Consider the following 13,766-nt stretch of genomic DNA (forward strand, 5'->3'; position numbering starts at 1 on the left):
ATTACGCCGTCTTCATTCATTGAGAAAGCTTGGTCTTCTACCTCGGCAGCATCATTTACCGCGGTCACATCGACATTAAAACTCATCGAGTCAGTAGTCGTATCTGTGGTAGGTAGATCATCAGCGTCTATCTGACCATCAGCATTGTTATCACTTGAAACATTTACCTCAAAAGTCTCACTGTTGGTCGCAGTGCTTGCATCTGTTGATGAGGCGCCATCAGATATTTCAGTTTCGCTATTTGCACTTGATGGTGTTGCTGCAGACGCAGTTGCTGACGAAGATGGCGCACCTGAACTAGTTGAAGCACCTTCAGCCCCACCGATACTTTGGGCGCCTGAAGATACAGCCTCTTCAGGGGCTGCATTAGCTGCCCCTTCGGCCGCAGAGCTACTAGCTGCTTCCGTATCAGCATCTGAGGTTGAGCTTTCAACAGCTGATGATTGAGAATCTGTTGAACTAGGGGCTGCAGAAGAAGCCTCGGCATTGGCGGCCTCTGCATCATCAGTTTGAGAGTCATCTGTTGATGATTCTGAGCCGCCTGAAGGAGCCAAGCTTTCTTCTGCCGTTTGTATGTCTACCGATGATGTCGCAGTCGCAACAGTATTGGTGACTGTTGATTGATTATTCTCAGCCTTAGATGATGAAACCGTCGAGTCTTCTGTGTTTACTTGTTCAACAGCATCATTAAGAGCATCATTTTCAGGATTATTAGACAGGTTATCATTTGACATAAAAAGGCCTATTTATAAAATAATTAATTGAATTTAAAAGCACGGAATCCCCAAGAGAACTGGGCAGTTCTCTTGTTCATTTAATAAATTTTTTGAATCATTTTCGGAAGGCCAATCAAACCCTAGTTTTTATTCACACCTATGTTAAAACTCAACATAACTATGCCTTTAGATTTAAACTAGCCTGTATAATTAACGGTAGTCTATAGTTTTGAGCTTGTGTATAAAAAACACACTTTTTTGATCTAGATCAACAAAACAACAAATCAACATGCCAAGTTGACAGGTTGACAGAGGAAGAGTATTCGAGGGGGTTGCCCAAATAGCGGCTAAATAAATAACGTTACTAGATTAAATGAAGCTATAAGTAGATTTAATATCAACTCAAATTAAAAGTAATATCCAAGAATAATATAAAAAGGCTAAGCCCCTTTATTAGTATTTTTAAAACTATTCATATGACGAATTATTAATACTGATGTGTAGCGCTTCAACAATAAATAGCTCAAAGCTGAATTTAACTATTACACTTCAACCAATACTAACCCCGACAATAGTCTGCTAATGCCAAACAATAATGACTCAATCGTAAAGCCTTAAGTGAATGAGAGAAGTTTAAGAATGGAAGCGAAAAGGATTAAAATGGCAAATGATCAGCTGATATTCCTCCATTAACAGCTAAGAATTAAGTTTTTCTCAGTAATTACCATTGCAGCATAGTTATGTCGCGATTTAGTTAAAGCGACAGCCAAATAACAAAAAAAGGACTCATTAGAGTCCTTTCAACAATCTTGCTCAGCTACATGTAACCAAGCTAGCTTAACAGCTAACTAAACCTAGCTACGTAGGCCGATGCCACGTGAAATAAGGTAGTATGCTACAAACCATAGCGAGGCACAAAAGCCTACCATAATGGCAATTGATAACGGCACACTGATATCAGCAAAGCCTAAAAAGCCGTAGCGGAACACGTTTATCATATATACCACAGGGTTTAGCGCTGACACGCCTTGCCAAAAATCAGGTAGTAATGATAGCGAGTAAAACACCCCACCAAGATAAGTCAGTGGCGTTAAAATGAAAGTGGGGATAATGCTAATGTCATCAAAACTTTTAGCAAATACCGCGTTAATTAACCCGCCTAACGCAAATAACACCGAGGTTAAAAACACCGTCATAATCACTAAGCCAACATGATGTAGGCTGAGGTTAACAAAGAACATTGCCACCAAGGTCACAATCAAGCCGACACTTAACCCACGGGCGATGCCGCCGCCAACAAAACCGGCAATCATCACATAATGCGGCACAGGTGCCACCATTAACTCTTCAATACTGCCGTGCATTTTGGCACTAAAAAAGGACGAGGCCACATTAGAATAGGAGTTGGTGATAACCGACATCATGATTAAACCTGGTGCGATAAACTCCATGTACGATACGCCGCCCATTTCACCAATACGGTTGCCAATTAAGTTACCAAAAATCAAAAAGTACAAGGTCATGGTAATGGCTGGCGGCACTAAGGTTTGTACCCAAATACGGGTAAAACGATTGGTTTCTTTAATTAAAATACTTTTAAAGGCAATCCAATAAAGCTTGTTCATTATTTTGAGTCCTTAGTTTTTTTAACTAACTCGACAAATAGCTCTTCAAGGCGATTCGCCTTGTTACGCATTGATAGCACTTCAATATTTAACTGGCTTAATTGGCCGAACAAATCATTGAGATTGTTGGCTTTTGCCAAATCTACTTCCAGCGTATGACCATCGACCAAACGGCAACTCATATTATTTAGGCTTGGCGCAGCTTCAATATCGCGGCGTAAATCTAAAATGAAAGTTTCCACATCCAGTTTACTGAGTAGGCTTTTCATGCTGGTGCATTCAACCAATAAGCCTTTATCGATAATGCCGATATTGCGACACAGCATTTCAGCTTCTTCAAGGTAATGGGTGGTCAAAATAATGGTCACGCCTTGGGCGTTAATTTGCTTTAAGAACTCCCACATCGAGCGGCGAAGCTCAATATCTACCCCTGCTGTTGGTTCATCAAGGATCAACAATTGTGGCTCATGCATTAACGCACGAGCAATCATTAAACGGCGCTTCATGCCGCCTGATAACGCTCGTGCTTGGCTATCACGCTTTTCCCATAAATCTAACTGACTTAAATACTTTTGTGCACGCTGCAATGCCACTGCGCGGGTCACGCCATAGTAACCGGCTTGGTTAACTACAATTTGCAGCACGGTTTCAAACTGATTGAAGTTAAATTCTTGCGGCACTAAACCAATGCACATTTTGGCGCGCTCTAAGTTGTTGTCGATATCATAATCGAACACTTTAACGCTGCCTGATGTCTTTTGCACTAATGAGCTAATCACGCCAATAGTCGTCGATTTACCCGCACCATTGGGGCCTAATAGCGCAAAAAAATCGCCCTGCTCTACGGTTAAGCTAAGGCCTTTAACCGCTTGAACACCGCTCTTATAGGTTTTTTGCAGGTTTTCGATCACCAACGCTTTGGTGGGGTTGCTCATTGTGATACCTCTGGTTCATGAATTGCGAATGACGTGCTGTTAATTACACTGTCTTAATTACATGATCTTAATGACCTAATGTAAATGATTAACACGCAAAATTTTCTGACGCCCAAAACAAAACTCCCGCCTATAGCGGGAGTTGGTCGACCACAGATTGGATTAATCTAATGGTACAACTTTAGCAATGTAAGGTAAGTTACGATATTGCTCTGCGTAGTCAATACCATAGCCGACGATGAACTCATCAGGAATGGTAAAACCAATAAAGTCGACTGGTACATTAACTTCACGACGCTCAGGCTTATCGAGTAATGTACATAATGCTAAGCTTTTAGGCTCACGCAGTAATAACATCTCACGTACTTTATTTAAGGTATTACCTGAATCAATTAAATCTTCAACAATCAATACGTCACGTCCGGCAATCTCAGATGATACATCTTTAAGGATCTTCACGTCACGTGTGCTTGTCATTGCATTGCCATAACTTGAAACTGACATGAAGTCGATTTCAACATGGCCTTTGATACGGCGACATAAGTCAGCCATAAAAACCACAGACCCTTTCAATAAGCCGACCATTAGCAAACGTTCGCTGTCTGCGTAATGGGTATTAATCCTTTCAGCTAATATATCCAGTTTTTCGCTGATTTCTTCTGCAGAAATCATCACTTCTGTTGTGTGTTTCATATTACTCTCAATTGTCGATTTTTTCGGACTTGTCGTTGGCATATCCCCAACGATTTGTCAGCCCGTGCTCTATGCCCAAATGATCTAGAATTCGGGAAACCATGAAGTTTACCAGATCTTCTATCGATTTGGGATAATGATAAAAGCCTGGTGCCGCTGGCATGATGGTCGCGCCGTTGCGAGTCAGGCTTAACATATGCTCTAAGTGTATGGCACTAAAAGGAGTTTCCCGAGGAACAAGGATTAATTGACCGCGCTCTTTTATTACTACATCTGCCGCTCTTTCTAACAAATTATTACTCATTCCGGTGGCAATCGCCGCTAAAGTGCCTGTTGAGCAGGGGCAAACCACCATTTGCTTTGGCGCCGCACTGCCAGATGCCGGTGGCGAAAACCATTCATCTTTGCCCAAAACCACCAGCTCACCAGCAGCATTTTTATCCATCTTAAAATGGGCTAATAACTGCTGACAGGCTTTTTCTGAGTTTGCGCTCAGTTGCAAACCTTCTTCAGTGGCAAGCACCACTCTGGCAGCACTTGAGATCATCAAAAACACTTGGTAATCGGCGGTCAGTAAGCACTGCAGTAACTTTAAACCATAGGGCGCACCAGAAGCGCCAGTCCACGCGAGACTAATGGCCTTTTCTTTTTTTGCGTACGGGTGGTTCGAATTACTCATATGTTCTCTTTTAATCAAGCTTTACCGCTTATACGGCCAAAACCGACTTATTGATGACTATTAACCTAAACTAACCTTATCTAAAAGGTTATTTTAGGGCATTTATCAATTGTTGATGGATACCATGAAAGCCGCCATTACTCATAATCACTACGGTATCACCACTTTGTGCTTGAGCTTTAACTTGAGCAATAATGGCGTCGATATCCGTAAACACGGCAACAGGAATACTGGCGCTAGCCATATTGGCTTTTAAATCCCAGCCGACATTGTCCGCTTGATACAAAAAGGCGCAATCCGCTAAGGCCATAGATGCTGCTAAAGTGTCTTTATGTACGCCGCTTTTCATGGTGTTTGAGCGCGGCTCGAGCACCACGATTAATTTACCTGTAGCTAAATCGCCCTCGCCCACTTTGGCGCGCAGGCCTTGTAAAGTCGTTTCAATGGCCGTTGGATGATGCGCAAAGTCATCATAAACCGAAATGCCATTAACGGTATCTAATAGCTCTAAACGACGTTTTGGCGGCGCAAATTGGCTCAAGGCTTCAATAGCATGACTTGGCGCTACGCCAACATGCCTTGCTGCTGCGATGGCCATTATGGCATTTTCAATATTGTGCTGACCGATTAAGCCCCAGTTTAATATGCCTTGGGACTCGCCATTAAACTTCACTTCAAACTCATGACCGTCTGCAGCAATGGTTTTACCATACCAGCCTGTGGCGCTATGCTCAGTGGCATAAAAATGCTCTTGCTCGCTCCAACAACCTAATTCAATCACTTGTTTTACCGCCTCTACTTCAGCAGGCCAAATGACTTTACCTTCACTGGGAACCGTGCGGATAACATGATTAAATTGGCGCTGAATAGCAGCCAGATCGGCAAATATGTCGGCATGATCAAACTCAAGATTATTAACCACTAAAGTACGCGGGCGGTAATGCACAAACTTAGAGCGTTTATCGAAAAAGGCACTGTCATATTCATCGGCCTCAACCACAAAAAAAGGCGAGTTACCTAAACGGGCTGACACGCCAAAGTTTTGCGGTACGCCACCAATTAAAAAGCCCGGCTCATAGCCGCAATATTCTAATACCCACGCCAACATACTGGAGGTTGAGGTTTTACCATGGGTGCCTGATACCGCCAGTACCCAGCGTTCTGGCAAGATATATTCTGATAAAAACTGCGGCCCTGAGGTGTATTTAATGCCACGGTTTAATACTGCTTCAACACAAGGATTACCACGGCTCATAGCATTACCAATGACCACTAAATCTGGCTGATTTTCACCTTCTTTACCCAGCTGTACGGGGTCGAAGCCTTGAATAAGCTCAATGCCTTGCTGTTCAAGCTGGGTGCTCATAGGTGGATACACATTGGCATCACTACCGGTGACTTTGTGTCCCATACCGCGGGCTAATAACGCTAAACCGCCCATAAAAGTGCCACAAATTCCAAGAATATGTACGTGCATGCCGTTGCTCTACTTAAAAAATAATCAGGGGGCTATTCTAATGCAAATAGGGGGTTAATGTCAGTTATCGCTGCTAACAAAACAGGCAAGCATAAATGCTTGCCTGTTTTAAGGGGCTATCCATAAGCTTGGCTTAGATTACTGCTTAAGCCTTGGTTGTAGTTTTAAGTATTCGTTTTAGCTTGCAGCAGTGCGGTTAACTTATCTATCTTATCGTGCAGCTGCTGAATATCTTCCGTGGTTGCCGCTGTTTTTGACTCAACGTTTTTATCATCGTTGACCTCTTGCTCTTCACGCATTATTTTAGTTTCTTCACCCATCACATCTAGCACTGCGCCCACCATCATGTTTAAAAACACAAAAGTCGTTAAGAAAATAAACGTCAAGTAATACAGCCAACTTAGTGGATACACTGCCATGGTTTCGTACATGATCGAGGTCCATGACTCGAACGTAGAAATACGGAACAATGTCAGCATCGCAATAGACACATCGCCCCATAAAAAGTCATTCACATGGGCAAAAAACATGCTACCAATCGCGCCATAAATATAGAAGATTACAAACATTAATAATGCAATGTAACCCATGCGTGGAATGGCTTTAAGCAGCGCATTAATCAACATTCTCAGCTCTGGCACCATAGACACCAGTCGTAACACCCTGAAAATACGTAATAGTCGCGCCAGTAATATGGTGGAGCCACCCAATGGTACTAAACTGCCAATCACAATAATGGTGTCGAAGATATTCCAGCCCTTGGAGAAGAAGGACTTAATACCATCACTGGCCATGTAGCGAATAATGAGCTCAAACAAAAAGAACACTGTAATGGCAATATCCAACACATATAAGCTGTTTTCAAGCCAAGTAGGCAAATGATAGGTGTGAGCACCAATAGATAATGCCGACACAATAATCACAAAAATAACAAATCCCTGGAAGGTTTTGCTTTGGTCAATTTTTTTTAGTACTGAGAGCATACCTGTTGCTTGCATAATGAATGGTTTTCTCCAAATGAGGCGCACTTTTGAGGACAGCAGAGCCTACTGAACCATGCTTAAATTAGAATTAAAAGCTTCAGCTATCACTAATATTACAGTTAATAAAATACTTAGGTTGGCAACTAGCCTTGATAAATCTCTAGCGGTAAATCATCAGGATCGCTAAAGAAAGTGAACTTCTTGCCAGTGTATTCATCGATTCGAATAGGCTCGACATCGACATTGTGTGAGGTTAAATGCGCCACGACCGCATCAATATCGGTGACCTTAAAGGCTAAATGACGCAGTCCTTGAGCCTCAGGATAACTGGGGCGTATAGGCGAGTTTGGAATAGTAAACAGCTCAATCTGACTGCCATCTGCCAGCTGTAAATCAAGCTTGTAAGATTGGCGATCTTCACGGTAGTTTTCTGCCAACACCTTAAAGCCTAAAACCTCAGTGTAGAAGTGTTTTGAGCGCGGATAATCTTCACAAATGATCGCCACATGATGAATACCTTTAAACATAGCCTTTCCTATTCAGTTAGTGATATTAGCAACTGCTGTAAGTCAGCTTAACGGCGTTTTTTAGACTGCGCTAAGGCTTTTTGGCGGGCTTGTTGCTTAAGGGATCCCTTTTTCGTTTTACGGGTCACGGGGGCAACTTGGGTTAAATCGGGCTCAAACCCTTGCAGCCATTGCTGTGGTAAACGTCTATCTAAAAAGGCTTCCAGTTTTATTAATTGCGGCTCATCATCAACACTTAACAAAGTAATGGCTTGGCCTGCTTTGCCAGCGCGGCCTGTACGACCAATGCGGTGAATGTAGTCTTCGTTTTGAAACGGCAGCTCAATGTTCACCACATAGTTTAGCTCATTAATATCTAGCCCTCTGGCAGCAACATCGGTGGCCACCAGCGCTTTAATGTCACCCGATTTAAACTGCGCTAACACGCTCTCACGCATTGTTTGCGAAAGATCTGCATGAAATGCCACAGCATTAACCCCCGCTTGTTTCATTTGCGCAGCTGCTTTATCCGCCCCTTGCTTGGTGCGGCTAAAGATTAACGCTTGTTGCCAACTTTCTTTGTTAATCAAGTGACACAATGCGGGCATTTTTTTATTCGCATCAAGGTTATACACCCGCTCAACAATTTTGGCTGCTGTCGTATTGCGCTCGCTGGTTTCAATCACTTGAGGCGATTGCAGCAGTCGCTTACTGAACTTAAAAATACGCTCATCTAACGTTGCTGAAAACAATAAGGTTTGGCGCTCTTTTGGCAGGCGCTTTAATACCTCGATAATTTCATCTCTAAAGCCCATGTCTAACATGCGGTCGGCTTCATCAAATACCAACTGGCTGACGTTTGATAATGTCATCACTCGATTACGTAAGTGATCTAATAACCTGCCCGGCGTAGCAACAATAATATCTGCCCCCGCTTTAATGGCATCAGCCTGCGCTTTAATACTCACGCCGCCATACACCATTAGCGAGCTAATTTGAGTGTGCTCGGCATAGGTTTGAATGCTTTGATTTACTTGTTGGGCCAACTCACGTGTTGGCACCAATATTAACGCGCGAGTGCGTTCTTGATGCTCACAAGGCGATGTATTAACGAGTTTTTGTATTATCGGCAATGCAAAGGCTGCGGTTTTACCCGTACCCGTTTGCGCCCCAGCTAATACGTCTTTTCCGGCAAGCACCACTGGAATTGCTTGTTGCTGGATCGGTGTAGGTTGCTCGTAACCTAAACGGGCTAAATGCTCAACTAACTCAGCTTGCAGCGATAACGAAGAAAAAGACATAAACACTCCTAAAAACAGATACCCCAAAGTTTACCATGCTGGTTATTTTCTCAATAGGAAGAGTTTTGTCATTACCATCAGCTTGATGATGTCATTTGTAGGCTATTAATTAGTGCATACAACTGCCGAGACACAAAACCGAAACATTTCATTCACAAAAGCATCAACTTTGCGTAAGACCTTGTTCATATAACCGCTCTATGCTTTTCAAGTTTCCAAGGGTTGAGCCACGAATTGCAGCCTACCCCACCCAACTCGTCAATAGGATAGACAACATAATGAATAAGACCTGGAAAGCATCATATGGTGTGCTTGCTTTAGTCATTTCAAGTGCCCTAAATGCTGAAGTGCTACCGACATACCAAACTGAAAATGCTTGGTTTACTGATGCACAAAGCGCAATCGATGCAAAACTGAATACCAATAATCAATTCAAAGCTAAAAACGTGATCATTTTTGTCGGTGATGGCATGGGCGTTTCTACCCTAACGGCATCACGCATTCTTCAAGGGCAATTGGCAGGAAACCCTGGTGAAGAAGGCTACTTAAGCTTTGAAACATTCCCGCACACTGCTTTAGTCAAAACCTACAACGTTGATGCGCAAACCCCAGATTCTGCAGGCACCATGACAGCAATGATGTCGGGTCTTAAAAGTGATGCTGGTGTATTAGGTGTTGATGAAGACATCGTGCGCGGCGACTGTTCAACCGTTGCTGGTAACGAAGTAGTCACAGCGCTTGAGCTTGCTGAAATTAAAGGTTTAGCAACGGGTATTGTCTCAACTGCGCGCATTACCCACGCGACACCCGCTGCAACCTATGCAAAATCTGCCGACCGCAACTGGGAAGATATCTCAGACATGCCAGAAGATGCGGTAACTGGCGGCTGTAAAGATATTGCCGATCAACTAGTGAATTTTGAAGCCAATGTCGAAGCCCGTTTTAAAGGTGTTGATATTGATGGTATCGACGTGGTTATGGGCGGCGGTCGTCGTCACTTTTTACCAAAGGATGCTAGCTTTAACAGCGCAGATGCCGTGAGTGAGATTGAAGGCGATCGCACTGATTCACGAGATTTAACCGCTGAGTGGCAAGCAAAATACAGCGAAGGTGTTTATGTAATGGATCAAGCAGGATTTGATGCCATTGATACCGAAAACACCAAGCAGCTGATGGGGTTATTTAACGAATCTCATATGCAGTATGAAGCTGACCGTGACAATGATGTAGCAGGTGAGCCATCAATTGCACAAATGACCAGCAAAGCTATCGATATTCTAGATAATAACGATAACGGTTTCTTCTTAATGGTTGAATCAGGCCGTATTGACCACGGTCATCACGCAGGTAGCGCTTATAACGCGTTAACCGATGCCATTGCATTGTCTGATGCCGTTAAAGAAGCGGTCGCAAAAACTGACCCAAGCGAAACACTGATTCTGGTTACCGCTGACCACGGTCACGTGTTCACCATTGCCGGTTACCCAAAACGCGGCAACCCTATCTTAGGTAAAGTTGTTGGTATCGGTAGCACTGAACCTTCAACAGCATCTGATGGCCTACCTTACACCACTTTAGGTTACACCAACGGTAATGGCTTCCACGATTTAGGTGATGAAACCGATGCTGACGCAGCTTACGGCGAAGACGTTAACGCGGGTCGTCAAGACTTAACCAATATTGATACAACGACTTCTGGTTTCCACCAGGAAGCCTTAATTCCAATGAGCTCAGAAACCCACTCAGGTGAAGACATCACTTTGCATGCACAAGGTCCAGGCGCACAACTGGTACAAGGCGTTGTTGAGCAAAGCGTGGTATTTCACCTTATTGAGCAATCTCTCGACTTAATTCAGCAATAAGCAGGAATGAACATGAAAAACTTAAATCTATCCCTAGTCGCCCTTGCTGTAATGGGTCTATCTGCTTGTTCAGACGGTGATGATGGTTCAAACGGTGCCGATGGTTCGAACGGTTCAAATGGTTCAACGAGCCTTATCGTGCAAACAGCTTTAGCCATTGGCGATGCAAACTGTCCTAACAGCGGCGTGCAAATTGACTCAGGTATTGATACCGACAGCGATGGTGAATTGCAAAGCACTGAAGTCACAGCCACTGAATACGTCTGTGCTCCTGGTAATTCAACCGTTAGCACCAGCGACATATTAACCAGCGTTAACAACGATTGGTTTGTAGCAGGTCAGCAAGAAATCACCGCAGCACGCCAAAATTGGCTTGCTGCCACAACGCCAAGTATGGCTACAACGAGCAGCGCTAAAACATCAGTACCATCTGTTGCGGCAACTAATGCTAGCGCCTTAAACGAATTACGTGGCAGTGCTAAAAACGTGATTTTATTTGTCGGTGACGGCATGGGCATTTCAACGGTGACAGCAGCGCGTATTTTAGAAGGCCAAATGCAAGGTAAAAACGGTGAAGAGCATAACCTTTCATTCGATACCTTCCCATTTGCAGGCTTAGCTAAAACCTACAACGTTGATGCACAAACCCCTGACTCAGCAGGCACTATGACTGCAATGATGAGCGGCGTTAAATCTGACGCTGGTGTCTTAGGTGTTGATGAACATGTTGAGCGCGGCGACTGTAGCACTGTTGCGGGCACAGAGTTAATTACCGCATTAGAACTGGCTGAAATCGCGGGTAAATCTACAGGGGTTATCTCAACGGCGCGTATTACTCATGCAACGCCAGCGGCGACCTACGCAAAGTCAGCTGATCGCAACTGGGAAGATATTTCCGACATGCCAGAAGATGCGGTATCCGGTGGTTGTAAAGATATTGCTGACCAATTAGTCAACTTCGAAGCCAACCTAGAAGCGCGTATTAGCGGTATTGATGTTGATGGTATCGACGTGGTAATGGGCGGCGGTCGTCGTCACTTTTTACCTAAAGATGCTGCTTATAACTCAGCAGATGCCGTCAGTTCAATTGAAGGTGACCGCACCGATGGTCGTGACTTAACTGCAGAATGGCAAGCCACTTATGCAGACGGTGTTTATGTGATGGATCAAGCAGGTTTTGATGCCATTGATGCAGCTAGCACGACTCGCGTAATGGGCTTATTTAACGAGTCTCATATGCAGTATGAAGCTGACCGCGCTAATGATGTTGCGGGCGAGCCATCGGTTGCAGAAATGACCGCTAAAGCCATTGATATCCTTGATAACAATGATGAAGGTTTCTTCTTAACCGTTGAGTCTGGTCGTATCGACCACGGCCATCACGCAGGCAGTGCATACAACGCCCTAACGGACACAATTGCATTTTCTGATGCGATTGCCAAAGCCGTTGAAATGACCGATATGTCAGATACGTTAATCATTGTCACCGCCGATCATGGCCACGTATTTACCATTGCTGGTTACCCTAAACGCGGTAATCCAATCTTAGGTAAAGTGGTTGGCATTGGTAGCGAAGAACCATCAACTGCGGCAGATGGCATGCCATACACCACACTGGGTTACACCAATGGTCGCGGCTATAAAAACCTCGGCACTGAAACCGATGCCGATGCTGGATACGGTGAAGATATTACTGCAGGTCGTTTTGACCTAACCGATATCGACACTGCTTCAACAGGTTTTCACCAGGAGTCTTTAGTGCCGACTAGCTCTGAAACCCATGCGGGTGAAGATGTCGGTATTTATGCTTACGGCCCAGGGGCAATGTTAGTTAACGGCACCAATGAACAGAGTGTGATTTATCACATCATGGACTTTGCCGCCGACTTAACCAACAAAGCGAACGCAGCAATAGCGAACTAAACCGTTCGCTTACAAGCGAACGAGTCTAAAAGCCAAGGCTGCAACCTAATTGCAGCCTTGGTTTAATTGATTATTTTAGCCTTAACCTTTTTATATCGACATGCATCACTATCAGCAATGTCATAGGAGTTCCCGTGAAGTTACCTCTGCCTTTATCAATCATGTTTTCAAGTCTGCTTATCACTTTATCCGCTGCAAGTTACGCCCAATGCGACTTATCCTCGTCAAGCTTACAGGCAAGTTATCAACTCACCTCCACTGATAGTCCAGTCAGCCAACACCAGAATAAAAGCAGCCTTAATTTATGGCGCCAAGGCAATACCGTGGCGCATCAATACCCGCAAACTGATATCACTGAATCATGGTTTTTGCTCAATAATAAGCAAATCAAACCCACCCGTTTTTTTGATGGCTATCAACGCGGTATTGAATACCAACCAGGCGAAGTGGTTCACGGCAAGTCTGAACACGACTGGTCATATCGTTATCAATTTATCTCTGACAAGCTTATTTCACAGTTAACACTTAGCACCGAAACAGGCAAAGGCTGTGAGCGTCAGCAAGTGCTCACTCAAACCTCTGCAAACAGTAAAATTGAGCTAGTTTGGTTACCTGAACTACAACTTATCAGCCGCTTTAGTTGGACAAAAGGCCAAGGACAACATCAAACACATGAGCAATGGCAACTCACTGAACTCAGCCATGACGCAAATAAAATCGCTGCTTTTTTCAGACAGCTTAATCATTACAAAATGACCGATTACGCCGATATTGGTGATGACCACAGCGATGAGTTTTTGACGAACATGGTAACTTTGGGGTTTGTTGAGCACGGCGCATCTGGGTTTTATGACACCGAAGGCAAAGCGCTTTCAGGTAATGGGCATGCTCATTAAGCATTGAGGGCAGTGGAAACTAATCCAATAAAAATGCCGACTTTCTGATTAAGCTACACAGTATTGGTTACTGTGTGCCTAGGGTCTGTTGATCTTTCACGGTTGTTTTTGCAGCGAATTGTTGGCCATTTATACAAGGCAGAGGCTTTGCAGTGAAGTTATTCTACATA

The 13,766-nt window shown here is 43.9% G+C and carries 11 protein-coding genes and 1 pseudogene; 3 read left to right on the forward strand and 9 right to left on the reverse strand.

Annotation, left to right across the window (positions count from 1 at the left end):
- From AB4140_RS03550 to AB4140_RS03590, 9 genes and pseudogenes are all read right to left on the reverse strand, one after another.
- Positions 1 to 734, reverse strand: a pseudogene (locus tag AB4140_RS03550) (hypothetical protein); the annotation flags it as partial.
- Positions 735 to 1,570: 836 nt separating this feature from the next.
- The gene (locus tag AB4140_RS03555) at positions 1,571 to 2,341 is read right to left on the reverse strand and encodes an ABC transporter permease (RefSeq protein ID WP_371999820.1); all 771 of its coding nucleotides are present in this window, start codon (positions 2,339 to 2,341) and stop codon (positions 1,571 to 1,573) included.
- Positions 2,341 to 3,276, reverse strand: a complete 936-nt coding sequence (locus tag AB4140_RS03560; protein ID WP_102520663.1) for an ABC transporter ATP-binding protein — start codon at positions 3,274 to 3,276, stop codon at positions 2,341 to 2,343. The genes AB4140_RS03555 and AB4140_RS03560 overlap by 1 nt, the downstream gene beginning before the upstream one ends.
- 162 nt (positions 3,277 to 3,438) lie before the next feature.
- Positions 3,439 to 3,969 carry a hypoxanthine phosphoribosyltransferase gene (gene hpt, locus AB4140_RS03565; protein ID WP_102440266.1) on the reverse strand — a complete coding sequence of 177 codons (531 nt, stop codon included), beginning with the start codon at positions 3,967 to 3,969 and terminating at the stop codon, positions 3,439 to 3,441.
- 7 nt (positions 3,970 to 3,976) lie between these two features.
- Complete coding sequence (locus AB4140_RS03570; RefSeq protein ID WP_102475935.1) at positions 3,977 to 4,648, reverse strand: flavin prenyltransferase UbiX; 672 nt, start codon at positions 4,646 to 4,648, stop codon at positions 3,977 to 3,979.
- A gap of 88 nt (positions 4,649 to 4,736) precedes the next feature.
- Complete coding sequence (mpl, locus tag AB4140_RS03575) at positions 4,737 to 6,125, reverse strand: UDP-N-acetylmuramate:L-alanyl-gamma-D-glutamyl-meso-diaminopimelate ligase (protein WP_371999822.1); 1,389 nt, start codon at positions 6,123 to 6,125, stop codon at positions 4,737 to 4,739.
- A gap of 164 nt (positions 6,126 to 6,289) precedes the next feature.
- Positions 6,290 to 7,123, reverse strand: coding sequence for an ion transporter (locus AB4140_RS03580; protein ID WP_102520662.1), 834 nt, complete (start codon positions 7,121 to 7,123; stop codon positions 6,290 to 6,292).
- 128 nt (positions 7,124 to 7,251) lie between these two features.
- A complete protein-coding gene (locus tag AB4140_RS03585) occupies positions 7,252 to 7,635 on the reverse strand; it encodes a VOC family protein (protein WP_371999824.1) in 384 nt (127 codons plus the stop codon).
- A 47-nt stretch (positions 7,636 to 7,682) separates the two neighbouring features.
- Entirely contained in the window at positions 7,683 to 8,915 is a 1,233-nt protein-coding gene (locus AB4140_RS03590; RefSeq protein ID WP_371999826.1) for a DEAD/DEAH box helicase, read from the reverse strand.
- 278 nt (positions 8,916 to 9,193) lie between these two features.
- Between AB4140_RS03590 and AB4140_RS03595 the strand changes: the two genes are divergently transcribed.
- The 3 genes from AB4140_RS03595 (at position 9,194) to AB4140_RS03605 (ending at position 13,596) form a co-directional block, all read left to right on the forward strand.
- Positions 9,194 to 10,777, forward strand: coding sequence for an alkaline phosphatase (locus AB4140_RS03595; RefSeq protein ID WP_371999828.1), 1,584 nt, complete (start codon positions 9,194 to 9,196; stop codon positions 10,775 to 10,777).
- Positions 10,778 to 10,789: 12 nt separating this feature from the next.
- Entirely contained in the window at positions 10,790 to 12,700 is a 1,911-nt protein-coding gene (locus AB4140_RS03600; RefSeq protein WP_102531093.1) for an alkaline phosphatase, read from the forward strand.
- 134 nt (positions 12,701 to 12,834) lie between these two features.
- Positions 12,835 to 13,596, forward strand: coding sequence for a hypothetical protein (locus AB4140_RS03605; RefSeq protein WP_371999830.1), 762 nt, complete (start codon positions 12,835 to 12,837; stop codon positions 13,594 to 13,596).
- Positions 13,597 to 13,766: the final 170 nt, after the last annotated feature.

This window comes from Shewanella sp. 10N.286.51.B2, from assembly GCF_041469265.1.
Lineage (GTDB): Bacteria > Pseudomonadota > Gammaproteobacteria > Enterobacterales > Shewanellaceae > Shewanella.

Excerpts from the sequence above, each read along its gene's own strand:
- AB4140_RS03555 (WP_371999820.1), bottom strand. The coding sequence starts at position 2,341 with ATGAACAAGCTTTATTGGATTGCCTTTAAAAGTATTTTAATTAAAGAA.
- AB4140_RS03560 (WP_102520663.1), bottom strand. The coding sequence starts at position 3,276 with ATGAGCAACCCCACCAAAGCGTTGGTGATCGAAAACCTGCAAAAAACC.
- hpt (WP_102440266.1), bottom strand. The coding sequence starts at position 3,969 with ATGAAACACACAACAGAAGTGATGATTTCTGCAGAAGAAATCAGCGAA.
- AB4140_RS03570 (WP_102475935.1), bottom strand. The coding sequence starts at position 4,648 with ATGAGTAATTCGAACCACCCGTACGCAAAAAAAGAAAAGGCCATTAGT.
- mpl (WP_371999822.1), bottom strand. The coding sequence starts at position 6,125 with ATGCACGTACATATTCTTGGAATTTGTGGCACTTTTATGGGCGGTTTA.
- AB4140_RS03580 (WP_102520662.1), bottom strand. The coding sequence starts at position 7,123 with ATGCAAGCAACAGGTATGCTCTCAGTACTAAAAAAAATTGACCAAAGC.
- AB4140_RS03585 (WP_371999824.1), bottom strand. The coding sequence starts at position 7,635 with ATGTTTAAAGGTATTCATCATGTGGCGATCATTTGTGAAGATTATCCG.
- AB4140_RS03590 (WP_371999826.1), bottom strand. The coding sequence starts at position 8,915 with ATGTCTTTTTCTTCGTTATCGCTGCAAGCTGAGTTAGTTGAGCATTTA.
- AB4140_RS03595 (WP_371999828.1), top strand. The coding sequence starts at position 9,194 with ATGAATAAGACCTGGAAAGCATCATATGGTGTGCTTGCTTTAGTCATT.
- AB4140_RS03600 (WP_102531093.1), top strand. The coding sequence starts at position 10,790 with ATGAAAAACTTAAATCTATCCCTAGTCGCCCTTGCTGTAATGGGTCTA.